Consider the following 26,016-nt stretch of genomic DNA (forward strand, 5'->3'; position numbering starts at 1 on the left):
TTAATATTCTATTTGATACTTGTCCAAAATGGAGAAAAGCATATGAACACGCGTAGAAGTATAGTGCTTATTCAGAAATTCATGAGCTATTGAAAAATCCATTGGAGCAGATTTTCGCAAATAATCTAATCTCATTTCAAAAGTCTCGTAATCAGGAATATTTCCTACATATTTATCTAATTCATAAAATCGAGTGTCTGCATTATCTGGATAATGTGCCAATACATAACAACCTCCTGCAAGCATCTCAAAAAGTCGCGGAGTAACCTGATTGAAAATTGATGTTTCAGACTTGTTACTATCAAGACCCGGAGTTGAATAGCAAGTAATCTTACTGCTTCGAATCATATGAATGTAACTCTCACGTCCACTATCCTTGGCTATGAAATTTCCATGATTATCAATGTATTCTCTATTTTTTGAGGAACGAGATCCGAGAATATATTTAAAATCTGGATGCGTTATTTCATACTGTTTCAGCATATCAACGAAATAGGGCGACGGCCGACCAAGAAAACATAAATCATAAAGTTTCTCATAATTTTCCTTACGATCGGGCTTCATGTAATCAGGTATTGACAATGGCCAATGTTCTATTTTTAATGGACAATTTTTAGTTTTTAGATATTCTACTACTTCAGCACTAGTAATCAGAACTAATGGACAATCCTTATAAGCTTCGTAGAAAGAAGGCAATTCAGAGTCATTCAACCAAAAATCAATAATAACAGGGATTGTGCTTTTGTTTAACCATGGTTCTTTAAAAACATCAGCCCTCATCACAAAAAATAGAGATAGCTCCTTAGAAGATATGATAGATTTATAAAAATCTACTAATCCTATTTTTTTCAACCATCCATATATCTTGTGAAAATGAAAGGAAGTTTCTTTATATAGATTTATATTTCCTTTATCAGAGATAATATTCTCCCATTCATATACAATCTTAAATGGAGCAGCACTATTATAATTACGCTGAGAAATAATCTTTTGAAGTTTCATTTATGTATTGTATTTTTTTTGTATATTGTTCTATCTATGATAAATAAAAGAATCGCCCAAAAACATTTATAATGTGTACCTTGTGTGATAGGAAATATTAATGGGATATTTAGCAAAGCACTAATTAGAAATAATTGTTGGTACAGCTCCATATAGCTCCAGTTCTTTCTAACAACCTTAAAATAATAAAAAAAGAAAACCAATACGGTACAAATACCTCCTATATTCAAGGCACCAACTATTCCAACATCAGACCTATAAAAATGTAATGTTGTTTCTAACTTTTGGATTTCAATACCATAATCAGATGTAGAACCAGGCAAACCATTACCAAAGATTATCGAAAGAGGTCCTCCCCAATAATCAAATAAATAAAATGCATAACTTGCAACTCGTATATTATCATCATTCAATTCTTCTGTTGTCTTAGATGCCAACTCTGAAAAAAGGAAGTTATATCCTACATATATTCCCACTATCAAAGCTATAAAAGCAATTTTACCTCCCAGTCCATATTTTGAGGAAAAAATAGATAAAATGGCAATGGAACCAACTGTAGATGCTAAGAACTGTCTTGATTGATCCATGTACAACCCGAAGCAGGCTATTAAGAATAAAATTAACCATATAATCTTTTTCTTATGTCGTTCTATCAACTTTTGATAATAAAAGAATATTGCAAACATTGAGAAGAATGTATCTGATATAAGGTATCGCCTAAAACCTGAACGAATCTCAACTTCTCGTATAATGCCATTCTCCAATTCGATATCTGTTCTATTTGCAAAGTAATAAACAGGATATGTAAACTGCTCAACAAACGTAATGCCTATTCTTAAAAAAGCAATTATAAGTATAACTTTTACAACTTTATCTGCATTAAATTTTTTATCTTGGAGAAAAAAATACAATAACCATATTCCAGAAGGCATGAACGCTCTAAATGAAATAAACAGACTCTGCCCTCTATCTAGATAACAAGGTATTATACTAAGCATTGGCACTAACATAAAATAGAGAACATATTTATATGATACCGCATTGCTTATATCTATTTTTCTTGTAAGAACATAAACTATCAAAAGTAAAACGATAACATTGGACAATTGTCCACCTATCGTAGGATTATAATTTACATAATCCAAATAATGAAAAAAATGTAATATTATGAAGGTTAGAATCCAATAATATTTGTTTGATAATCTTCTACTCATGATTTTTTAGTATTGCTAGAAACCTTCCCCTATACAAGAAAAGTATGACAAATATTACCAGAACTATTATACACCGTAGAAATATTGATATTGTTTCGGGAATGACAATCGAAAAAATAAAACCCGATAACATGACACCAAAGAAACAAATAAATGTGCGTGTAGGTATTTTTACTGGCATTGCCTTTTGTAAATAATATATATGATAGGTCATATTAAGTAAGGCTCCAACAATATAACCATACGAAAGACCAATTGCGCCATTTTTAGAACAATACCATAGCAATGGAGCATTAACACACGCATAAAATATGGACAGACTCGCAATCCATTTTTGCTTATCCGCGGCACCTAAAGTGTTTCCTATAAATCCAAACATAGAAAATAAAATCATATACCAACACTGTAACGTTAAAACATTACCGGTGCTTGCATAATTTTCTCCATAAAGCAACAAAACGACTTCATTCTTAAATAACGAAATTATCAAACAGGAAATTGTTCCAACAACACTTATAAAATAAAGCATCAGAGAAGCTTTAGTCGTAAATCGTTGCTGATTACGCACAAATTCCTTTGCTTGATTCGGAAACAGAGCAACTAATGCACTATGAATAAAAAGAGTCATCGGTAGCAATAACTTGTTGGCAATATTGAAGTATGATACCTCTGTGATAGAACTATTGCTATTTAGGAATAGTATGGGTAGTTGTGTGGAAACTAAAGAAAATATATTTAGAATGTAATATGGCATACTATCTGTAAGCATATTTTTCTGTAGTAATCTAAATTCACTTTTTTCATAACGATATACGCCCTTTATCAACCTTTGCTTAAATAAAGAGAACAAGTACAAACAATCTTTTGCAAAAAAATTTATTATATATATGCCTATTATAAGCTTTACAGTTATCAGCGAAGAATCCATACATAAATATGTAAGTAGCAATATAAAAGACATGCCAACATTAATATAGCTTGTCGTCTCCATACGTTCCATACCAAAAGCTACATTTTGAAATCCTTCCCAATAAGATTGCAAAAAGACACCAGCCAATATCATAAGAACAATGTAGTTGTCATCAAAAACGGGATTTATTTTATTATAGACAATGAACCCTATACTTGATAGAATAACTCCATAGAATCGGAGTACCAAAGATATTACAAAATATTTTTTTGAACTGTCCTGATCACGGGCTATGCATCTAATCACAATTCTTCTAAGTCCGAAAGTTGAAAAGGTAAAGAATAGGGTAACGTAAGTAAGAAATAAAGCATAGAGACCATAGGAATCTGGAGCCAATTTTCTTGCAAGAATGATATTGATGACCATATTGAAAGCATGTGCTAATGCTTCACCACTCATCAAAACTGTAAAATTTCTAAAAAAGCTACCTTTTTTAAACTTTTGGTTAAACATACATCTAACTAAAGTGTTTTACACAAATCCATTGCTGCACCTATCGCTACATCCATATTGTAATATTCCCAATCTGCAAATCGACCTGTAAAATAGAAATTAGAGAGAGAGGTTTCTTTCTTCAGCTTATTAATTATTGTGCGTGTATTTGCATCTTGGATAGGATAAGTGTATTTATTGAATTTATGGTCTAAATATTTAGGATTAAGAGGGATTCTTTTTAGATTTTCAAGAATACCCTCTTTATTAATTGCATCTGTGAACTCTACTGTAGCTGTAATACGTCCTTTAGGTAACTCTGAATTATTACTCTCAGCAAAATTACCGGTGCAAATAATACGATGACTCTCATGTTGTCTGCTAGGCTGATATATCCAAGAATATGGATTCTTATCTATTTCACAGAATACAGCTGTAGTGCCATGATATTCAAGAGATTCAACATCCGTATTGTATTTAGAAAGGTCTATGCCCTTAACAATCTTAATCATATCTTTGATGTTACCACAAAATACAACCTTATCGAATTCTTTCCCACAGATTATCCATTTTTCCCCCATTCTATCAATGGAAGTGACCTCGCTATCATAAATAATCTTCAATCCTATTGCTAATTTATCTGCAATATATTGTGAACCATTCATCCTTTCATACCAAAAAGTAGAATGAACAAAAGCTCTTTCCTCTACCTTGTTAGCATTATTTTCACGCATTTCTTGTGTGGTAGGCATTGGCAATTTTCCTCCCATCCAAGACATAGGAACGGTAGTAAGATCGCGTCTCCAAACTTTTTTGTTATATGGTTCAAAGTACATGTCATAAAGAGTCTTTCCAAAACGCCATCTAAGAAAATCACCAAAATTATCGTAGTCCGTTAATTTAGCATTTAATCCTTTGTTCTTATCTATTTCTTCAAGGTCTTTATAAAAAGACTTCTGAATTTCCTCGCTAAACAAATACATATGGTTCTCTATAGGATAAGGAATATTATCATACTCTAGAGAATTATTGCCCTTATCCATAAAAACACAAGAGTTTCGGTCTGCTTTTGAAAATTCTTCACTTTGAATAAACTTAGACCAAAACCAATCTAAAACATCTTGACGTTTTGAGTTAAAAACATGACCACCACATATATGAAACAAATTACCATTTACGCGAAGGCATCTTATAAGTCCACCTGCCCTATTCTCTTTCTCGAAAACGGTAATATCATATCTATCACTAAGAAAATGTGCTACACTCAAGCCAGATATGCCAGCACCAATAATTGCAATTTTCTCCATCAATTTATTTTTGTCCGAAATTGAATATTATATTTTACTAATCATTAAAGCCCCACTAGTGTTAATATACACCTCACCATTTTCACCCTTTACCCTCCACACCACTAATTTATGACACGTTTCCTTATATCATTTGTTTCACAAATGGTAAGACACTTTATTCCGCATACAAAAAGACATAAGGGATTCGCCCAGAGGAACGCCCTCCGCTTTATAGTGGATAAAAAATCAAAATCAATTAAACTATACATTATATTATTATTTTTTATTCGATAGCGAAGAGTCGCATTTTATAATTCTGATACAAGAAACCATTTTTTACGGGTAGAATCATGACTGGTTATATCCAATCCTGCCACATCGGTAAAAATATATTGGTTGGAGCTGGTTGATGACACACGGCGCATCTCATTACCAAGCTGACCGTTAGCTCCTGTCACTAGAATATTCATTGAGCTTAATACAGATTTTCGTTATAATCAAATAACCAGCCGGCTTCTTCCAGATGTTCGTGATGTTGGTCTTTCCCGGAAAGGATTATTTTATCAGCAGGAACCTTCCAGTCAATTTTCAATGCGGGATCATCCCAAGCCAGGGCACCTTCACATTGGGGAGCATAGAAGTTGTCACATTTATACTGAAAGATAACCTCTTCCGTCAGGACAACAAAGCCATGGGCGAATCCACGCGAAATAAAGAACTGACGGTGGTTTTCTTCTGTCAATTCCACCGATACATGCTCTCCAAATGTTGGTGAGCCTTTACGGATATCGACAGCCACATCAAGGACAGAGCCTTTAATGACACGTACTAGTTTACTCTGGGCATAAGGCGGTTTCTGAAAATGAAGACCACGTAAAACACCATAGCTGGATTTACTTTCATTATCCTGGACAAAATCTACCTTACGGACCTTTTCTGTAAATTCACGTTGAGAGAAGGATTCGAAAAAGTAACCACGGTCATCTTTAAAAAGGCGGGGTTCAATGATGACAACGCCCTCTATAGCAGTTTTGATTATTTCCACTGTGATTAGTGTTTGTTAGTTATTTAAATTACCGGAAAGGAATATGGCATTATTCCAGTCCCAGTTCATTTATTACTTTTAAAAGGTACTGGCCATATTGGTTCTTTAGCATGGGCTTGGCCAGCTCACGCATTTTATCCGCTGTTATCCAGCCATGACGCAGGGCAATACCTTCAAGACACGCGACTTTCAATCCCTGACGCTTTTCAATCACTTCAATAAAAGTGCTGGCTTCGGAAAGAGAATCGTGCGTGCCGGTATCAAGCCAGGCAAAACCACGGCCTAGTAATTGGACCTTTAATTGGTGGTCATTGAGAAATTCCTGATTAACGGTAGTGATTTCTAACTCTCCACGGGGAGAAGGTTGTATATGTTTGGCTACATCCACCACTTTATTGGGGTAGAAATAGAGTCCCACTACAGCGTAGTTGGATTTTGGATTTTCTGGTTTTTCTTCAATACTCAAAACATTCCCATTCTTGTCAAAGTCAGCAACTCCATAACGTTCGGGATCGGCAACCCAATAACCGAATACGGTTGCTTTCTGCTCTTCCTCGACTGTACGGACAGCCTCCTGCAACATGCGGGTAAAGCTTTGGCCATAGAAGATATTATCACCTAATACCAGGCAGACGGAATCATTGCCGATGAAGTCTTCACCGATAATAAAGGCTTGTGCCAGACCGTCCGGAGAGGGTTGTTCGGCATACTCAAACCGTACTCCATAGTCGGAGCCATCACCCAAAAGACGCTTGAAACCCGGAAGATCATAAGGAGTGGAAATAATCAGGATCTCACGGATTCCAGCCAACATAAGGACTGAAATCGGATAATAAATCATGGGCTTGTCAAAGACAGGAAGCAACTGCTTACTCACTCCTTTGGTGATAGGATACAGACGAGTGCCTGAACCACCGGCTAAAACTATTCCTTTCATAAAAGCTTATTTCAATTTTAGAAAATAAGTAAGCTGTTTTGAGATAGACACAAAGTAGCTTTTATTCTGTGTTTATTTAAACGGTTCCACATACCCAACCGGCATATCCGCACAAGCACACCCCAACATATTCAACCGGACAGCAATCTTACTCCTGCCATCCACCGTGACAAGTTCTCCTACAAGACCAGTCAAAGGACCTTTGACAACACGTACTTTTTCACCACGTGCCAAAGGAGCGCTATTCATACAGATTGCCTCTTCGGAATAATCGAGCATAAAACGGAAACGGGCCATTTGTTCATCAGGAATAATAGTCGGACTGCTCTCACCGCGCATTACCATATACCGACTAACTGTAGAAAAGGAAAGAACCTCTTTACGTTCTTTAGGATCAGCATGTACAAAAACCATCATCGGAAGCAACACGGACTCAACTACTTTACGGCGGTCACTCCATTGATGTACTTCTTGCTGGACCGGTACAAAATTTTCAATCCCTATTTTGTCTAAACGCTCGGCTACTTTCTTCTCATGATGCATACGGACCAGAGCGACATACCAGCGTTTAGAGTGTGCTACGCCTTCCCCTGTCCCAATACTAGGCCCAGCACTTAAAGTTTCTTTCGTTAGAATCATACTTTTTTACCCCTTATGTTTCCGTTACTTCTTAGGTAACGGATAAGGTACTCATTCACAGGAAAACAGATGAAAACAGAAAAACATGGACAAGAACCGCCTACAGCAATGTTTTTCTAACCTACGCGAAGGGAAAAACATCTTTGAAAACAGAATATAGGAATATCGGGCATGATGAAACAGAATTATCATGTCCTGATATATTTTTGTTGCATATTTCAACAAATCAGAAAAAAAAGAAGATTTTACTTGTTTACTATTTGTATTTTTGCATATCTTTGCATCGAATAATTTTCCGTTACCTAAGAAGTAACAGATATACTTCGCCCTTGATTTCTAACACTTTACCATTAATTATCTACCTAAACGATAGTTCCTAATGTAAGATAAATTCCCTTTATTTACCTCTGTACGTTCTCTTAGCTCAAAACCTTTTAAATAGATTTGTGTGGTTTTTATAGATTTATGTCCCAATGATTCACTAATCATTTCAATTGGCACTCCACGATACTTGGCTGTCGTTGCCCACGAATGGCGAAGTGTGTAAGAAGAAACGGGAGAATTCAAACGCAGAGCTCTCGCCAAATCCTTCAAACTATTATTGAATCTTCGAAGAGCAGACTGATATTCACTGTATGCCCTTTCATCCTTTCGTTTCTTGTTACCGCAAAGTATGTCGAACAGATAGTTCGGACAATCGGGAATGGGTTCCTGATTATTCCGGAGTTGATTAATCATTCCCCTGGCAGTATCAAGCACTTCCACGCTCATGGGAGTTTTCGTCTTGATTCGATTATAACGTAATACACTCTGCTCTAAAGCTGATTTTTCCAGATGCGCTAAATCGGCGAATGACATTCCACAAAACTGGAACATCAGGGCGGCAATAGTTTGTGTGCGACGTAAACGCTCCGATTTGGGATCCTCATACAGAAGTTTGTGCAATTCACCGGCAGGCAAAGCTTTCTTTTGCCGGACATCCACGCCTGTATAGACATCATGAAATAATCGGGGAACATAAGGGGCACTACCCGCTTCCACTCCCCGATTGTAAATACTACGAAGCATACGCATATACGTAGAAATCGTATTAGGCTTCAAACCACACTCATAAAGATACTGACCATAACGTCGTAAACGTTCTTTGGTGACCTGTCTGAACGACATATTCAACGTACCGCAAAACTTACTGAAAGAATAAAGGGCATTCTTATAGACATGCGCTGTAGAATAGCGCCCCTCCTTTCGTAAACGATTGATGTAGTTCTCACCACATCGACTAAATCCATTTTTATTCATCATTTGCATCACTAGTTATTTTATATATATACTATTTGGCAAGCGGCAAAAGAACAAATCTTTTTGCACGTTTAATTCCGCTTTCCAGATATTATTTTTAGAATTAATACATATTTAACCAACGTTAAAATTAGTAGATTATGAAAAGTAAAAATGCCAAAAAAGGTAGTAAAAACGGCAAGGTGAAAAGAAATGTCCAAACAATGAAAAAAGCCCCCAGGAGGCATTCAAGGGAAGAAATCATCAGTGAAGAAGAACTGGATAACAGAATAGCAATCGATGGAGATATCCGTCTTTATTTCACCATGTATTTAAAAATCTTTATTGATGGACATTTCCGCCATCCCAAGAAAAGAAAGCTGATAAATCTAGCCCAATATATCTATGACCAAAAAGTATTATACATCCACAAACACGGTGGCTATAAGTTAATGGAACTTAGTAGTATACATGCTGAATTAGGGGCATTGAGAAAACCTGTTGAAGAAGAGTACATGAAAGAGAAAAAGGAAAAAAGAGAACAAGCTGAAAAGATCAAAAGCAAGTACTAAAAAAAATAATGGGACAGTTGGAATATAAGGCTTACCTTCGCCGCCGTTTTCAACCGGTCGAAAACTTACAGATTTTCTCTTAAAAAAATAGTGACGGTATGCTATCGTTATAGCGTCACTATAATGAAAGGATAGTGACGCTATGACAACAACATACCGTCACTATCTATAAGGGAAGATTTACGCTCAAACAGATTATTTTTCATAATTAAAAACAGAAGAAAATGAGACAAAAAATCAGGAAGAGTAAGTTAGAAGCTTGCAAATTAGTATGGAAAAAACGTATTACTGCTGAAAAGGGGATTTCGGATAAATGCGCAGAGAGAATTGTACAAGAGTGTATTAGACTAATAGAACGCATGTTGTATGGAAATGCAATGATCGCTTTTCATAGGCAGGATGGCACATTCTGCCTGGAAAAAGGAACACTAGTAGGATATGAAAAATTCTTTCATAGAAAATTCAATATCACAGCAAAACAAGAGTCTATTGTCTATTGGAGTGAAGAACAAAAAGGATGGAGAAGATTTATGATCGGGAACCTGATGGAGTGGAAAGCTATTGTATAACTTAGATTAAAATATATTTAACAATGAATATGATTAACAAAGGGATACCTTATTTCCCGACACCGGCAAACTTCTTTGACGAAGAAGTGATGGAACTATTAGAAGCTAAATTTGGAGTGTTAGCTTCTTACATTGTCATGCGATTGCTTTGCAAAATATATAAAGAGGGATATTATATCTCTTGGGGAAAGGAACAAAACCTGATTTTTGTCCGTAAAGTAGGCGGCGGGATTAAAGAGGATATGATGGAAAAGATTGTCGATCTGTTATTGGAGAAAGGATTTTTCCATAAGGAAACCTACGAAAAATACGGCATACTCACTTCGGAACAGATTCAAAGGGTGTGGTTTGAAGCTACTACACGAAGGAAAATTGATTTCTCCCAACTACCTTATTTATTAGAGACCAAGAAGAAAAAAGGGATGCAAAAAGAAGAGTTGAACGCAGAAAATGCAGACATTTTTGAAACTCAAGAGGAGGTGAGTCAAGAAAATGCAGACATTTCCCGACAAACTAAACTAAAGGAAACTAAACTAAATCATGAAGAAGAAGAAACCAACGTTGTTCCGATTGAAATTCCGGGGTATGCCTACAATCTGGCTACACACAACATAGCAGGATTGATGGAGAGCCTGGACAACCATAAAGTGACTGACCCAAAAGAGAAACAGACGATTCTCCGGCTATCGGACTATGGCAGGAAAGGCACCCAGGTGTGGAAACTGCTCTCCAATACGGCCTGGAGTAAAATCGGAGCACCGGGGAAATATATCATTGCAGCGTTAGCTAGCGGACGGAAATAAACCGACTGATTAAAAGCTGATAAAAAAGGTACGAAAAATCTGTGCTTTTCACAAATTCTTCGTACCTTTACGCTCCGGTAAAACAAGTTCTATCCACATAAAAGATAACAAAATGGAAAACAGAAGTTTAGTAACCATTGCCGAACATTCTAAAGAAAAAATCCTCTACATGCTCGAAATGGCGAAGCAGTTTGAAATGAACCCCAATCGCCGGTTATTACAAGGAAAGGTTGTAGCAACCCTGTTCTTTGAACCTTCCACCCGTACCCGCTTGAGTTTTGAAACAGCTGCCAACCGTCTCGGTGCACGAGTAATCGGATTCTCTGACCCCAAAGCTACCAGCTCTGCCAAAGGGGAAACACTTAAAGACACGATCATGATGGTGAGCAACTATGCAGATATTATCGTCATGCGACACTATCTCGAAGGAGCTGCACGGTATGCCAGCGAAGTAGCCCCGGTACCCATTGTCAACGCAGGTGACGGAGCCAACCAGCACCCGTCGCAGACGATGCTCGATCTTTACTCTATCTACAAGACGCAAGGAACGCTGGAAAATCTGAATATTTTCCTGGTGGGTGACTTGAAATACGGCCGCACCGTACATTCATTGCTGATGGCGATGCGACACTTTAATCCGACTTTCCATTTTATCGCTCCCGAAGAGCTGAAAATGCCGGAAGAATACAAACTTTACTGCAAAACGCACCAAATAAAATACGTTGAACATACAGACTTTTCCGAAGAGATTATCGCCGACGCCGATATTCTGTATATGACCCGTGTACAACGCGAACGTTTCACCGACCTGATGGAATATGAACGGGTGAAGAATGTATATATTCTCCGTAACAAAATGCTGGAAAACACACGTCCGAACCTGCGTATCCTGCACCCGCTTCCCCGTGTCAACGAAATTGCTTACGATGTGGATGACAATCCGAAAGCATACTATTTCCAACAGGCACAAAACGGTCTGTATGCCCGCGAAGCAATCCTTTGCGATGTATTAGGTATCACATTAGATGACGTTAAAAACGATATTTTATTATGAGCGAAAATAAACAAGCATTGCAAGTAGCTGCCCTGAAAAACGGGACAGTGATTGACCATATACCATCCGAAAAGCTCTTTACCGTAGTGCAACTGCTCGGTGTGGAACAGATGACTAGCAATATCACTATCGGATTCAACCTCGACAGTAAGAAATTAGGTAAAAAAGGGATCATCAAGATTGCAGATAAATTCTTCTGCGACGAAGAGATTAACCGTATTTCAGTAGTTGCCCCGCACGTCAAACTGAATATCATCCGCGATTACGAAGTAGTGGAAAAGAAAGAGGTGAAAATGCCGGATGAACTTCGGGGCATCGTGAAATGTGCCAATCCGAAATGTATCACCAACAACGAACCGATGGCCACTATCTTTCATGTGATAGACAAGGATAATTGTATCGTAAAGTGCCATTATTGCGAGAAAGAGCAGAAACGTGAAGAGATTACAATCCTCTGAATAAACGTATAGGCCTATGAAACAGGACTGGAAACCAGGAACGATGATCTATCCGCTGCCGGCTGTACTGGTCAGCTGCGGAAAGGAAGAAAGCGAATATAATATGTTCACAGTAGCATGGACGGGTACGATTTGTACAAACCCGCCCATGTGTTATATATCCGTACGTCCGGAACGCCATTCTTATGACATTATAAAAAAAAACATGGAGTTTGTCATCAACCTGACAACGAAAGATATGGCTTTTGCCACCGACTGGTGCGGAGTTCGTTCGGGACGTGATTATCATAAATTTGATGAGATGAAGCTGACACCCGGACAGTGTACGGTGGTTAGTGCTCCGTTGATTGAAGAATCTCCTCTCTGCATTGAATGCCGTGTGAAAGAAATCATCTCTCTCGGCTCACACGATATGTTTATCGCTGACGTAGTAAATGTGCGTGCGGACGACCGGAACCTGAATCCTGAAACCGGAAAGCTGGAACTGGCCGAAGCCAATCCGCTGGTATATGTGCACGGAGGATATTATAATCTGGGAGAGAAAATCGGTAAATTCGGTTGGAGTGTAGAAAAGAAGAAATCATAAAAAGTGCGATATTGCCATGAATATGCTGCGTAAATTCATCCTTCCCGGTTTGTTAGCCATAGCCTGCACGGCTGTCGGCCAGAACTATAACGCAGAAAAAGTAGACCGCCCCAATACAAAAAAAATAAATATCGGTATCAAGGCGGGATTCAACTCTTCCATGTTCATGGTGTCTGAACTGAAAATTAAGGATGTAACTATCGATGAGGTGCAGAATAACTACAAGATAGGTTATTTCGGCGCCCTCTTTATGCGCATCAACATGAAGAAGCATTTCATTCAGCCGGAAGTATCCTATAATGTAAGTAAATGTGAGATTACTTTCGATAAGCTCGGTTCGCAGCATCCTGCCATCGAGCCTGATTATGCTTCCGTGCAATCGGTGTTGCACAGTGTGGATTTCCCTATTTTATACGGCTATAATGTGGTGAAAAAAGGGCCTTACGGAATGTCTATCTTCGCAGGCCCCAAACTTCGCTACTTATGGGGAAAACACAATGAAATCACTTTTAAGAATTTTGACCAAAAAGGGATTCACGAAAGGCTGTATCCGTTCAATGTCAGTGCAGTGATCGGTGTAGGCGTCAACATCTCCCGTATCTTTTTCGATTTCCGCTACGAGCAAGGCATCGGAAATATCTCCAAGTCCATCATTTACGACAATATCAATTTCGACGGCAGCACGGGAGTGAGCAACATTATTTTCCGTCGCCGTGACAGCGCGTTAAGTTTTTCGCTGGGATTCATCCTTTAAGAATAAAATATCATTAAATCCGGCTTTTTACTAACATTTTTCTTGTACTTCCTTCATTCTTTATTTATTTTCATTAACTTTGTGCGCTTAAAATAGGTATCTCGAATTAGAAATTTAATCTTACTTATAAAAGAATGAAAAGAGACGACATCATTTTCGACATCATCGAAAAAGAGCATCAACGTCAGTTGAAAGGAATCGAGCTTATTGCATCAGAAAATTTTGTGAGTGACCAGGTTATGCAGGCAATGGGTTCTTGCCTGACTAACAAGTACGCAGAAGGTTATCCCGGCAAACGTTATTACGGAGGTTGCGAAGTAGTAGACCAAAGCGAACAAATCGCTATCGACCGCCTGAAAGAAATTTTTGGCGCTGAATGGGCAAACGTACAACCACACTCGGGAGCACAAGCTAATGCTGCTGTTTTCCTCGCAGTTCTGAATCCGGGCGACAAATTCATGGGATTAAATCTTGCACACGGCGGACACCTTTCTCATGGCTCACTGGTAAACACTTCCGGTATCATCTATACTCCTTGCGAATATAACCTGAATCAGGAAACTGGACGCGTTGACTACGACCAGATGGAAGAAGTCGCTCTACGTGAGAAACCGAAAATGATTATCGGTGGTGGTTCTGCATACTCTCGTGAATGGGATTACAAACGTATGCGTGAAATCGCTGACAAAGTAGGCGCTATCCTGATGATCGACATGGCTCACCCTGCCGGTCTGATCGCTGCCGGAGTGCTCGAAAACCCGGTTAAATATGCACATATCGTCACTTCTACTACACATAAAACACTTCGCGGACCTCGTGGTGGTGTCATCATGATGGGTAAGGATTTCCCCAATCCATGGGGTAAGACCACTCCGAAAGGTGAGATCAAGATGATGTCTCAATTACTGGATTCTGCCGTATTCCCGGGAATCCAAGGCGGACCACTGGAACATGTAATTGCTGCTAAAGCAGTTGCTTTCGGTGAAATCCTGCAACCTGAATTTAAGGAATATGCTAAACAAGTACAAAAGAACGCTGCTGTACTTGCACAGGCTTTAATCGACCGTGGCTTTACCATCGTTTCCGGTGGTACAGACAACCACTCTATGTTGGTCGACCTGCGTAGCAAATATCCTGAACTGACAGGTAAAGTGGCAGAAAAAGCATTGGTTTCTGCCGATATTACTGTTAACAAGAACATGGTTCCGTTCGACAGCCGTTCGGCTTTCCAGACTTCCGGTATCCGTTTGGGTACTCCCGCTATCACAACTCGTGGTGCAAAAGAAGATTTGATGCTCGAAATTGCTGAAATGATCGAGACTGTATTGTCTAACGTAGAAAATGAGGAAGTTATTGCACAAGTACGCGCACGTGTCAATGAGACAATGAAGAAATATCCTCTTTTTGCTTATTAAAAAACGATTTCAAAGCTAATAGCTTCACTGTTATCAGCTTTATTTCTTATTTATAAGGTCTGCTCTTTGTGAAAGGAGCAGGCTTTTTTTATTTATTAACGGTCCCGCCCGAACCATCTGTCCATATTTTCGTTTTTCTTACTATAAAAGAAATATATGATGTCATATATCACTCATAGCAAGGACGAATTCAACCGTACAGTGTGCAAGAAGAGAAAACAGAAGCGCACTGGACTCTATATACAGTCATCCCCGTCTTTCCACATTTTATTTCATAGGGAAAGACGGGGATTTATTTTACCGGCATCATACCGGAATATTTTTTTGAGGTATATATTTTAGCTCAATCCTTCTATTTCTCCATCCACAATATCGATGTGCAATGCCTGCGGCTCCTTGGGTAATCCCGGCATACGAAGAATTTCTCCGGCAATGGCTACAATCATTTCAGCTCCGTTATTGATAACAATATCTTTAATATGGAACTCGAAGTTGTTTACCGCACCATAAATCTTTGGATCGGCAGAAAATGAATATTGTGTTTTCGCAATACAAACCGGATAATGAGTAATTCCCATTTTCTCGATCAGTTTGATACGGTTGCGGGCAATACTGCTATAAGTAATAACGCTGGCTCCGTAAATATTAGTGGCTACCTTTTCAATCTTCTGCTGTATGCTATCTTCTTCTTTATAAGTGTAGCGTAAAGATTCGGACGGATTGTTCTCTATGGTATCTACTACCAGACGGGCCATATCTACTGCTCCCTCTCCTCCTTCACTGAACGCATTGTTAATGGCGAAACCCACTCCCAACTGTTCGCAATGTTCGCGCAGTAATTCCATTTCTTCATCCGTATCGGATGCAAACTTATTGAAAGCTACGATGATGGTCTGACCGAATGAGCGAAGGTTACGAACGTGTTTGTCGAGATTACGCAATCCTTCTTTCAAGCCTTCCATATTCGGCTCTTTGATACGGTCGAGACTGACACCTCCGTGCATCTTTAATCCTTGTGCTGTAGCGACAATCACTGTGAGACGTGGTTGGAGTCCGCTCTTGCGGCATTTGATATTATAGAATTTTTCTGCACCGAGATCGGCACCGAATCCGGCCTCTGTTATTACATAATCACCGAAAGACATTGCCAATTTAGTGGCCAGAATAGAGTTACAACCATGTGCAATATTAGCAAACGGACCACCATGTACAAAAGCAGCGGTTCCTTCGGTAGTCTGCACTAAATTAGGATGGATAGCATCTTTCAACAACACGGTGATGGCTCCTGCCACTCCCAAATCTTTCACAGTAAAAGGTTGGTCGTCATACGTGAAGCCCAACAGGATATTTTCAATACGGCGACGCAGATCACTCACATCTTTGGAAAGGCAAAGAATTGCCATAATCTCCGAAGCAGGAGTAATATCGAAACCGGACTCTTGGGTAATCCCGTTCGATTTAGGTCCGAGGCCGACAACGATGCTGCGCAACGAACGGTCGTTCACGTCAAGCACTCTCCGCCAAAGAATTTCTTTCAATCCGAAACCTTTTGCCTGGTTCTGATAGAGATAATTATCGAGCAGGGCGGAAATCATGTTATGGGCAGAAGTGATGGCATGAAAATCTCCGGTAAAATGGAGGTTAATTTTGTCCATCGGAAGCACTTGTGCATATCCCCCACCGGCTGCTCCTCCCTTCATTCCGAAACATGGACCGAGAGACGGCTCGCGAAGAGCGACAATCGCATTCTTTCCAATTTTATTCAATCCCAAAGCGAGACCGATAGATACTGTAGTTTTGCCAATGCCCGCTTTGGTTGCTGTGATAGCAGTTACCAGAATGAGATTGCTTTTCTTCACTTTCTCTTCATCAATCAGTTGTTCGGGGATCTTTGCTATGTAGCGGCCATAATTCTCCACTTCCTCACGAGGGATTCCGATACCTTCGGCAACTTGCTTAATCTTCTTCAGCTCAATACTGCGAGCTATTTCTATGTCTGATTTCATACAGAATATGATTAGTTTTATTTTTGAAGGAACAAAAGTATAACAAAAAAGCGAAATAGAGAAATTTAAAGTTCGACGGATATTATATCTCTATTTTTCATAACACAACAAACTCTTTTTACGCTATAACTGTTGTAAATGACATAACCTAAAACAACAACTTAATTATGGAATGGATTATTAATCAATTAAGGGTACATCCTGAACTTGCTATTTTCCTGACGCTCTTTGCCGGATTTTGGCTGGGCAGACTCAAAATAGGGAAATTCTCCTTGGGGACAGTCACCAGCGTTCTTCTGGTCGGAGTATTGGTCGGACAACTGAATATCACTGTAGATGGTCCGATGAAAGCTGTGTTCTTTCTGCTTTTCTTATTTGCCGTTGGCTATAAGGTAGGTCCGCAGTTTTTCCGCGGATTGAAGAAAGACGGCCTGCCACAAGTGGGATTTGCCGTACTGATGTGTATTGTCAGTCTGGTAGCCCCGTGGATACTGGCCAAAATCATGGGATATCATGTAGGAGAAGCTGCCGGACTGTTGGCAGGCTCACAAACAATATCCGCCGTTATCGGCGTGGCAAGCGATACGATCAACCAGCTGGGAATCAGCGATGCACAGAAAGCCACGTTCATCAATGCAATTCCGGTAGCGTATGCCGTAACTTATATTTTCGGAACGGCCGGTTCGGCGTGGATTCTGGCTTCTCTCGGCCCTAAAATGCTGGGTGGACTGGATAAGGTGAAGGCCGACTGCAAGGAATTGGAGGCTCAAATGGGAACATCGGAAGCTGACGAACCCGGATTTTCCCCAGCTCTTCGTCCGGTTGTGTTCCGTGCTTATAAAATCACCAATGAATGGTTTGGCAAAGGAAAGAAAGTCAGTGAACTTGAAGCTTATCTATGTAAAAATGATAAACGACTGTTTGTAGAACGGATTCGTCAAAAAAGAGTGGTGAAGGAAGTAGATCCGAACCTGATTCTTCATAAGAATGACGAAGTGGTACTTAGCGGACGCCGTGAATTTGTGATTGGAGAAGAAGACTGGATCGGTCCGGAAGTGATTGATGCACAATTACTCGACTTCCCGGCAGAAACTCTTCCTGTAATGGTGACCCACCGGACTTTTGCCGGAGAAACGGTTTCCAAAATCAGGGCGCAGAAGTTTATGCACGGGGTTAGTATCCGGAATATCAAACGTGCCGGAATCAATGTTCCGGTATTACCTAAAACAATCGTAGATTCGGGAGATATTCTCGAACTTACCGGTCTTAAACATGAAGTGGAAAGTGCTGCCAAACAAATGGGCTATATTGACCGGCCTACCAACCAGACGGATATGATCTTCGTTGGATTGGGTATTTTGCTCGGTGGTCTTTTCGGTGCACTGGCTATTCATCTGGGAGGTGTTCCTATCAGTCTTTCTACCAGTGGCGGCGCATTGATAGCCGGACTTCTGTTCGGTTGGCTACGCAGCAAGCATCCTACTTTCGGAGGTATCCCCGAACCTTCTTTATGGGTATTGAATAATGTAGGACTGAATATGTTTATCGCAGTGGTCGGTATCGCTGCAGGTCCCAGTTTCATTGCCGGATTCAAGGAAGTAGGCGTCAGTCTGTTTATCGTCGGCGCATTGGCAACGGCCATTCCTCTCCTCGCCGGATTGCTGATGGCGAGATACTTGTTCAAATTCCACCCTGCCCTGTCATTGGGATGTACGGCAGGAGCACGTACTACAACAGCTGCATTGGGAGCTATTCAGGATGCAGTGGAAAGCGACACACCGGCATTAGGATATACGGTGACGTATGCAGTCGGCAATACGCTCCTGATTATCTGGGGAGTTGTCATCGTACTACTTATGTAAAACTATATAAATAAATATCATTATGGAAAAGAAAACAAATAACCCTGCCATTACCAAAAGTTATGCCAAGAAAATGGAAACGATCAGCCCGTTCGAGCTGAAAAACAAACTGATCGATATGGCAGATGAAAGTATCAAGAAGATAGCGCATACGATGTTGAATGCCGGAAGAGGTAACCCGAACTGGATTGCTACCGAACCACGCGAAGCCTTTTTTCTGCTGGGACAATTCGGCCTTTGCGAATGTCGTCATGCGTTTTCACTGGAAGAAGGAATAGCAGGTATTCCGCAAAAGGCGGGAATTGCTGCCCGTTTCGAGGCTTTCCTGAAAGAAAACGAGAAAGCTCCCGGTGCTAACCTATTGAAAGAGGGCTATAATTATATGCTGATGGAACATGCTGCCGATCCGGATACACTTATTCACGAATGGGCAGAATCGGTGATTGGCGACCAGTATCCTGTGCCCGACCGTATTTTACATTTTACGGAGTTAATCGTACAGGATTACCTGGCGCAAGAGATGTGTGACCGCCGTCCGCCGAAAGGTACTTTTGACCTTTTCGCGACCGAAGGAGGTACGGCAGCCATGTGTTATCTGTTCGATTCTTTGCAAGAGAATTTCCTGTTGAACCAGGGGGATGCTATTGCTTTGATGGTTCCTGTGTTCACTCCTTATATAGAAATCCCGGAACTGCGACGCTATCAGTTCGACGTTACCGAAATTTCTGCTGACCAGATGACTCCTGACGGTTTACATACCTGGCAGTATAAGGATGAAGATATAGACAAGCTGAAAGATCCGCGGATCAAAGCGTTGTTTATCACCAATCCGAGCAACCCGCCCAGCTATGCACTTGGCAAGGAGACCACCGAACGTATCATCAACATTGTGAAGAATGATAATCCGAATCTGATGATTATCACGGATGATGTGTACGGAACGTTTATTCCTCATTTCCGTTCATTGATGGCAGAGTTGCCGCACAATACGCTTTGCGTTTATTCGTTCTCCAAATATTTCGGAGCTACAGGATGGAGAACCGCTGTTATCGCTCTACACGAAGACAACATCTACGACAAAATGATTGCCCGCCTGTCGGAGGAGCAGAAATCAATCTTGAACAAACGTTATTCCAGCCTTAGCCTGCAACCGGAAAAGATGAAATTTATTGACCGCATGGTGGCTGACAGCCGACAAATTGCGCTGAATCATACTGCAGGGCTTTCCCTGCCCCAACAGATACAGATGAGTTTGTTTGCCATCTTCTCGCTCCTGGATAAAGAAGACAGTTATAAGAAGAAGATGCAGGAAATTATTCATCGTCGTCTGCATGCGTTGTGGGATAACACAGGTTTCACGCTGGTGGAAGATCCGTTACGTGCCGGATATTATTCGGAGATCGATATGCTGGTATGGGCGAAGAAATTCTATGGGGATGACTTCGTTACTTATCTGCAAAAGACCTACAATCCATTGGATGTGGTTTTCCGCCTGGCAAACGAAACTTCACTCGTTCTGTTGAATGGTGGTGGCTTTGCCGGACCGAAATGGAGTGTGCGTGTGTCACTAGCCAATTTGAATGAGGCCGATTATGTGAAAATCGGACAAAGCATCAAGTGTGTGTTGGAAGAATATGCCCAAACATGGAAAGCATCAAAAGAATGAACTAAGTAGTTCATTTTATAAATGAGAATTTAATTCAGACAGAAGAACATAAGAACAAAAAATAAAATAGCAGTTAAATAAACAACAGAAATAATTTTCAAAGCGCAGCATTTATGTTCTTTTGTTCTTATGTCTGAAATTTTTCTCGCTCTTATGTCTAAAAATTAATTAGCGTTTATTTAAAGCGGGAGGTATCGACTTCTTCCCTCTTCTTCTCTTTGTATCCTCCGAATTTATAGTTAAACGAAATACCGAATGTACGGGTAGTGCGCATATAGTGGTTTTTCACATTCTGCAATCCGTAACGGACTTGTGTCGAAATGGTGGAGGTATTGAACAGGTCGTCACACTTCAGCGTCAATTGTGCTTTTCCTTTTGCAAAGGTGTAACGAAGTGCCGCATCCAGGTTTCCCGAACGGGGAAGATCGAAAATACCCTGGATGGCTCTATTTTGATAGAATCCGGTCAAGGTGAATTTTAAGTCGGGTTTTGTGGAAAGGGTAAAGGTGTTGTTCATCGTCAACACAAATGTATATAGTTTACGGTCAAACGGGATATCCCAGAAGTCACTATCTTTCTGGCGATAACGAAAACCGATGGCGGTGAAACGGGAGTCGAGCCATTTTTTCACCTTAAAGGGAACTGTCATTACCAATCCGGCTTGTGATGAAAAATCAAAGTTGAAGAATTTGTAAATCTCTACTAAGCGTTCCGGTGATTGGTAGAGGGTTTGCATTTGCTTGTTTTTGGTATAGCTATAAAAGGCGGAAAAAACATACTTGCCTTTTAGTATATAATTAAGGCTGGTTTCATAGTTCGTGGCAGGTTTGAGATAGGGATTTCCTTGAATTTCAGAGTATGCTCCCATGTAAGAGATTGCATTCTGTACGCTCCAGTATTCGGGATATTCCTTGTCACTACTCAATGAGAATTGCAGGACATGTCCGGCAGCGGGCATATAAGTTAGATTGGCTACCGGGTACAGGCTCCATTCATTCCAGATATTTGTATGATATTGCTCTGCTGCCAGAGAAACATCGGCCGAGAGTTTTTCACCGAAGCTTTTGCTTAGTCCGGCATACACATTCAGGGTTTGTTCGCGACGGCGGGAGTTCATGTTATTATCCGGTAACAGGTTATCTGTTTCCGGGTCATAATATCTTTGATAGCTATGGTCTAAAGCGGTCGTATAGGTTATACCATAATTCAATCCCCAGCCTTTACCTAAGGTATGTTCTTGCCCGGCATAAAAACGCCATTGATTGATTTGCTGTTTATCCCGGCTCAAGAAATTCATTGTCTCTGTTCCCATCGTGCTATATAATAATTGGCTGCCGGGAGAATGATAGGATGTAAATGCCACTCCAGCTTTCAGCCCGAAAGGGGTTTGATAATCTAACTTTGCGTTATGGAGCTGGCTGTCTCCCTGTGAATCGGTAACAGAATTTTGCGCACCGGTAGCTATGGAATAATGTTTGGAATCGGTAAAAGCTGTTGTGTAGACCAGGCTTAACAGATGATCTTCTGCTAGAGAGTAATCCATTCCGAGACGTATCTGATGACTGTTGGTACGGGAAGTCATTATTTCATCCATATCCATCTGATGCGCTGAACCATCGGCTAACGTGTGAAGTGCTTCTTTCTCCGTAATCCTTCGGTCACGATCATAAGAGTAAGAGTAAAGAAGATCTGCAGAGAATTTACGTCCGGAGTACAGAAGACTTCCACGTTCTGCCAAAGATTCGTAGTGATGTTGGTTAAAAGCTGTATAGAGTTCTCCTTGAAGGGAAGATGCTTGTCCTGTGCCGGGTGCTAATATCAGGTTAATCATCGGTCCGCGTACCTGATAGCGTGCCGGAGCGGAATACATCACTTCCGCCTTTTCAATCCGGCTGACAGGAATCGATTTTAATAAAGCATCCAATTGTTCGGCAGACAGAGTGGTCACTTTTCCGTTGATGACAACAGTTACCTCCTGTCCTCCCAACATCAGACTATTATTCATATTTACTATACCCGGAAGATTTTTCACAACATCATAGGCATTATCCACAGGCAGGTTGCCCACCAGTCTCGGCACGTCATACACGAGTTTGCCTTGTTCGGCTTTCACGATAGGGCGTTCACCTGTAATCATCACTTCGGGCAGTTCCTGAAACAAACTATCCATATAACCTATATTCTTGATACTGTCGACAGGTTCCTGTGACTGTTGTCCGACTTGTGCTGTAGCGGATATCCACACACATAGAAGAGACATAAATAGTAAATTAATCCGTTTCATTTCGTCTTTATTTTTGGAATACGACAAAATACGGTAGAAAAAATGGAAATTTGCGTTATCACTGGCTTATCTAGTGTTATTTAGTCTTATCAAAGAGAAGAATAAGAATAGTTTCCTATTATCTTTGTCAGTATGAAATTACCACTAAAACATATTGTCATACTGGTTATCTGCTCATTAATCGGAATCTTTGTTTATCAAGCTTATTGGTTGACAGGGCTTTACCGGTCTATGAAGATGGAAATGGAGAGCAATATCAGAGATGCGATGCGGACGAGTGACTTTAACGAGGTCGTGCTCCGGGTAAATGATTTGCAAAAAGATAATGTGGAACACGGTTCGCTGACGGTATCAGCCGGATATGATGCGGACGGCAATTCATTAGTGACTAAACAAACGATTTCTTATACGGATAGTAGCCGTCAGGATACGATACACTCCCGGACAGAAACTACTACGGATACGGTAAAGGCCGTTGGTAACGCTCCGGAAGATTCTACACCTGTTGCAAGTAGCGAGAACGGGCTGGATGTGTTATTGAAAAAGCAAGATTCGCTAAAGGAGCTGTTAATGAGTATTCAGCAGGGTATTCATTCGGGTGTGGACACTTATATAGATGTCAACCTGCAGCGATATGACAGTTTGCTCACCCATGTGATGAAAGAGCATAATCTCTCTATTCCTCATCACACTCTTTTGATTTATACCGGAATCAGTGCCGATTCTTCCATTGTATATACCGATACATTAGGTATTGCGGGAGATAGCAGTTATATTCCCAGTCCCAAGGCAATCCGCTATGACTATGAATTTAATATGCATCACAGCCAACGCTACCAACTGGTGTTCGAGCCGATCAATTCATTGGTGTTAAAGCAGATGACAGGTATTCTGGTCACTTCATTTGTAATTCTTCTGATTCTCGGATTCTCTTTCTGGTTCCTTATCCGGACGCTTCTGAAACAGAAAACGCTGGATGAAATGAAAAGTGATTTTACCAATAATATCACGCACGAATTAAAGACTCCCATTGCCGTAGCCTATGCGGCTAATGACGCATTACTGAACTTTAACCAGGCGGAAGAGAAAAGCAAGCGCGACCAGTATCTACGCATCAGTCAGGAGCAGTTGCAAAGGCTTAGCGGGCTGGTGGAACAGATTTTATCCATGGGAATGGAGCGTCGCAAAACGTTTCGTTTGCATCCGGAGGAAATCAACCTGAAGGAGTTGATTACTCCGCTCATGGAGCAGCACCAGCTAAAAGCGGACAAGCCTGTACATATCGAATTGGATATTCAACCGGAAACGCTTGTCATTGTAGCCGACCGTACGCATTTCAGCAACATCATCAGTAACCTGATAGATAATGCAGTGAAATACTCGAAAGAGGAAGCCGAATTGTCTATTTCCTGCCGACAGACTGGGGGGGGACAGTAACCGTCAGCGTTACCGACCGGGGAATCGGGATTCCACTTGATAAACAAAAGCACATATTTGATAAATTCTACCGGGTCCCGACGGGTAATCTTCATAATATAAAAGGTTACGGACTAGGACTGTTCTATGTCAAGAGTATGGTCGAAAAACATGGAGGAACTATCACCGTAAAAAGTGAACCGGACAAAGGAAGCACTTTTACCATTACTTTATAAACCCATAAAATCATGAGTAAAAACAAAATTACCGTATTACTGGTAGAAGACGAACAGACGCTCGCCATGATTATCAAGGATACACTTGAAGAAAATGATTTTATCATTCATACGGCGAATGACGGTGAGGAAGGACTAAGCCTTTTCTTCGAACTTCATCCGGATGTACTTTTAGCCGATGTGATGATGCCGAAAATGGATGGCTTTGAAATGGTACGTCGCATCCGCCAGACGGATAAACAGACTCCTGTCTTATTCCTGACTGCCCGTTCGGCCATCAATGATGTGGTGGAGGGGTTTGAACTCGGAGCGAATGATTACCTGAAAAAACCTTTCGGTATACAAGAGCTGATTATCCGAATCAAAGCACTGATGGGAAAGGCTTTTCTCTTCACTGAGAATAAGGTTGCCAATCATTTTGAGATAGGAAGTTATCTGTTTGATCCTGTTGCACAAACTTTATTACACGCAGGAACGAGACAGGAACTCTCTCATCGTGAATCGGAAATCTTGAAACGGCTTTGCGAAAACCGGAATCAGGTGGTCAACACGCAGGATGTCTTGCTCGAACTTTGGGGAGACGACAGTTTTTTCAATTCCCGAAGCTTGCATGTGTTCATTACCAAATTGCGGCATAAACTCTCGCAAGATGAACAGATACGTATTGTCAATGTACGGGGAATCGGTTATAAACTGATTGTCAACTAAACTCTTTAACACCGCAAAGTGCCATGAATAAAAGACAGTTCACAGGATTTATGTTTTTACTTTGTACCTGTACCGCATTTGCGCAACAGGTGGAAGTAAAAAAAGGATAGCATCGGCCGTGCGGTTCTTCTGCCACCGGAGCAAAAGCAGCCATTAAATATGGATAAGGAGGGCTTCATCTTACCCGATATGAATATAACGCCGAACGACAGGAAGCCAACCATTCAAACGGATAGCATGACGCTTCATATATCTCCTCCCGAATTTATGGATACTCCCTGGCCTACTCCCAGACTGGGTACTTCTTTCGATCCCTTCAGCCGTGACTATAATCGGTCGGATATTTTCGGGATCAATGCTAACAGCTATTTAAGTACGTATAGTTTGCATAATACGTATCCTACCATGGGGACGCATATTCAGGTAGGTGCCATTTATACGTATGCCCCTAATGAACGATGGGAGCTTTCAGGTGGGCTGTTCAGTGCCAAGTACACAATGCCTTCTTTCCAACATGGTGCCAGAAATGATTTTGGTTTTAGCGGTTCGGCCGCTTACCGGATTAATAAATTTCTGCGTATACGGGCTTTCGGCGAATATTCTGTGAATGGCGAACGAAATGCTTCGCAGGGATATCTCACTCCTATCTATCCGCAAAGCGGTTATGGCATGATGCTTGAAATCAAGTTCAACGATTATATCGAACTCCATGGAGGTATGGAACGCTCATACAACCCGATGAAAAGGAAATGGGAGACGGCTCCTGTCGTTTATCCGGTGATTAAATTGAAAAGATAAGTTTTTTTCTAAGAAAACATAAC

Annotated in this window: 22 protein-coding genes and 2 pseudogenes; 13 read left to right on the forward strand and 11 right to left on the reverse strand. The window is 40.6% G+C overall.

All coding sequences use genetic code 11. From position 1 onward, the window contains the following. The 9 genes and pseudogenes from DWZ47_RS30925 to DWZ47_RS09800 all read right to left on the reverse strand — a co-directional run bounded on the left by DWZ47_RS30925 (position 1) and on the right by DWZ47_RS09800 (position 8,836). Positions 1-1,002 (reverse strand): hypothetical protein, encoded by a 1,002-nt coding sequence (locus tag DWZ47_RS30925; RefSeq protein ID WP_004318120.1) that lies wholly within the window; start codon positions 1,000-1,002, stop codon positions 1-3. Next, entirely contained in the window at positions 999-2,216 is a 1,218-nt protein-coding gene (locus DWZ47_RS09765; RefSeq protein WP_004318119.1) for a hypothetical protein, read from the reverse strand. Before DWZ47_RS09765 ends, DWZ47_RS30925 begins: the two co-directional genes overlap by 4 nt. Further along, entirely contained in the window at positions 2,209-3,639 is a 1,431-nt protein-coding gene (locus tag DWZ47_RS09770) for an oligosaccharide flippase family protein (RefSeq protein ID WP_117512969.1), read from the reverse strand. The genes DWZ47_RS09765 and DWZ47_RS09770 overlap by 8 nt, the downstream gene beginning before the upstream one ends. 8 nt (positions 3,640-3,647) lie before the next feature. Then, positions 3,648-4,925, reverse strand: coding sequence for a protoporphyrinogen/coproporphyrinogen oxidase (locus tag DWZ47_RS09775; RefSeq protein ID WP_004318117.1), 1,278 nt, complete (start codon positions 4,923-4,925; stop codon positions 3,648-3,650). A 320-nt stretch (positions 4,926-5,245) separates the two neighbouring features. Further along, a pseudogene (locus tag DWZ47_RS09780) lies at positions 5,246-5,377 on the reverse strand (dTDP-4-dehydrorhamnose reductase); the annotation flags it as partial. Between the two features lie 5 nt (positions 5,378-5,382). Beyond that, positions 5,383-5,952: a dTDP-4-dehydrorhamnose 3,5-epimerase gene (rfbC, locus tag DWZ47_RS09785; RefSeq protein WP_004318115.1), complete on the reverse strand. Its 570-nt coding sequence runs from the start codon at positions 5,950-5,952 to the stop codon at positions 5,383-5,385. 49 nt (positions 5,953-6,001) lie between these two features. Continuing rightward, entirely contained in the window at positions 6,002-6,889 is an 888-nt protein-coding gene (gene rfbA / locus DWZ47_RS09790) for a glucose-1-phosphate thymidylyltransferase RfbA (RefSeq protein ID WP_008998411.1), read from the reverse strand. 72 nt (positions 6,890-6,961) lie between these two features. Beyond that, a complete protein-coding gene (locus DWZ47_RS09795; RefSeq protein ID WP_004318113.1) occupies positions 6,962-7,528 on the reverse strand; it encodes a UpxY family transcription antiterminator in 567 nt (188 codons plus the stop codon). A 354-nt stretch (positions 7,529-7,882) separates the two neighbouring features. Continuing rightward, positions 7,883-8,836 (reverse strand): tyrosine-type DNA invertase cluster 3b, encoded by a 954-nt coding sequence (locus tag DWZ47_RS09800; protein ID WP_044917512.1) that lies wholly within the window; start codon positions 8,834-8,836, stop codon positions 7,883-7,885. A 131-nt stretch (positions 8,837-8,967) separates the two neighbouring features. Between DWZ47_RS09800 and DWZ47_RS09805 the strand changes: the two genes are divergently transcribed. The 8 genes from DWZ47_RS09805 (at position 8,968) to glyA (ending at position 15,017) form a co-directional block, all read left to right on the forward strand. Next, entirely contained in the window at positions 8,968-9,378 is a 411-nt protein-coding gene (locus DWZ47_RS09805; protein ID WP_061448191.1) for a DUF4119 family protein, read from the forward strand. Positions 9,379-9,602: 224 nt separating this feature from the next. Next, entirely contained in the window at positions 9,603-9,947 is a 345-nt protein-coding gene (locus DWZ47_RS09810; RefSeq protein WP_004318110.1) for an SH3 beta-barrel fold-containing protein, read from the forward strand. Positions 9,948-9,970: 23 nt separating this feature from the next. Beyond that, positions 9,971-10,750 (forward strand): DUF4373 domain-containing protein, encoded by a 780-nt coding sequence (locus DWZ47_RS09815; protein ID WP_117512973.1) that lies wholly within the window; start codon positions 9,971-9,973, stop codon positions 10,748-10,750. 112 nt (positions 10,751-10,862) lie between these two features. Next, positions 10,863-11,804 carry an aspartate carbamoyltransferase gene (gene pyrB / locus DWZ47_RS09820; RefSeq protein WP_117512975.1) on the forward strand — a complete coding sequence of 314 codons (942 nt, stop codon included), beginning with the start codon at positions 10,863-10,865 and terminating at the stop codon, positions 11,802-11,804. After that, positions 11,801-12,262: an aspartate carbamoyltransferase regulatory subunit gene (gene pyrI / locus DWZ47_RS09825; protein WP_004295791.1), complete on the forward strand. Its 462-nt coding sequence runs from the start codon at positions 11,801-11,803 to the stop codon at positions 12,260-12,262. The genes pyrB and pyrI overlap by 4 nt, the downstream gene beginning before the upstream one ends. A gap of 16 nt (positions 12,263-12,278) precedes the next feature. Continuing rightward, a complete protein-coding gene (locus tag DWZ47_RS09830; protein ID WP_004325806.1) occupies positions 12,279-12,848 on the forward strand; it encodes a flavin reductase family protein in 570 nt (189 codons plus the stop codon). Positions 12,849-12,864: 16 nt separating this feature from the next. Further along, on the forward strand, positions 12,865-13,602 hold the full coding sequence (locus DWZ47_RS09835; RefSeq protein WP_117512977.1) for a porin family protein: 738 nt from the start codon (positions 12,865-12,867) through the stop codon (positions 13,600-13,602). 134 nt (positions 13,603-13,736) lie between these two features. Beyond that, positions 13,737-15,017 (forward strand): serine hydroxymethyltransferase, encoded by a 1,281-nt coding sequence (gene glyA / locus DWZ47_RS09840; RefSeq protein ID WP_004308877.1) that lies wholly within the window; start codon positions 13,737-13,739, stop codon positions 15,015-15,017. A gap of 338 nt (positions 15,018-15,355) precedes the next feature. Here the strand turns inward: glyA and DWZ47_RS09845 are convergent, their stop codons facing one another. Continuing rightward, a complete protein-coding gene (locus DWZ47_RS09845) occupies positions 15,356-17,023 on the reverse strand; it encodes a formate--tetrahydrofolate ligase (RefSeq protein WP_004295785.1) in 1,668 nt (555 codons plus the stop codon). Positions 17,024-17,190: 167 nt separating this feature from the next. Between DWZ47_RS09845 and aspT the strand changes: the two genes are divergently transcribed. Continuing rightward, positions 17,191-18,885, forward strand: coding sequence for an aspartate-alanine antiporter (gene aspT, locus DWZ47_RS09850; RefSeq protein WP_004308876.1), 1,695 nt, complete (start codon positions 17,191-17,193; stop codon positions 18,883-18,885). 22 nt (positions 18,886-18,907) lie between these two features. Next, entirely contained in the window at positions 18,908-20,551 is a 1,644-nt protein-coding gene (gene aspD, locus DWZ47_RS09855; protein WP_117512979.1) for an aspartate 4-decarboxylase, read from the forward strand. Between the two features lie 175 nt (positions 20,552-20,726). Here aspD and DWZ47_RS09860 read toward each other — a convergent pair whose 3' ends face one another. Continuing rightward, the gene (locus DWZ47_RS09860) at positions 20,727-22,835 is read right to left on the reverse strand and encodes an outer membrane beta-barrel family protein (RefSeq protein WP_117512981.1); all 2,109 of its coding nucleotides are present in this window, start codon (positions 22,833-22,835) and stop codon (positions 20,727-20,729) included. 132 nt (positions 22,836-22,967) lie between these two features. Here DWZ47_RS09860 and DWZ47_RS09865 point away from each other — a divergent pair. From DWZ47_RS09865 to DWZ47_RS09875, 3 genes and pseudogenes are all read left to right on the forward strand, one after another. Continuing rightward, positions 22,968-24,487, forward strand: a pseudogene (locus DWZ47_RS09865) (sensor histidine kinase). Positions 24,488-24,499: 12 nt separating this feature from the next. Next, positions 24,500-25,195, forward strand: a complete 696-nt coding sequence (locus DWZ47_RS09870; RefSeq protein ID WP_117512983.1) for a response regulator transcription factor — start codon at positions 24,500-24,502, stop codon at positions 25,193-25,195. Between the two features lie 159 nt (positions 25,196-25,354). Further along, entirely contained in the window at positions 25,355-25,993 is a 639-nt protein-coding gene (locus tag DWZ47_RS09875) for a hypothetical protein (protein WP_233525031.1), read from the forward strand. The last annotated feature ends 23 nt before the right edge of the window (positions 25,994-26,016 follow it).

Source organism: Bacteroides sp. AF32-8BH (assembly GCF_003435205.1).
In the GTDB taxonomy this organism is placed as follows: domain Bacteria; phylum Bacteroidota; class Bacteroidia; order Bacteroidales; family Bacteroidaceae; genus Bacteroides; species Bacteroides ovatus.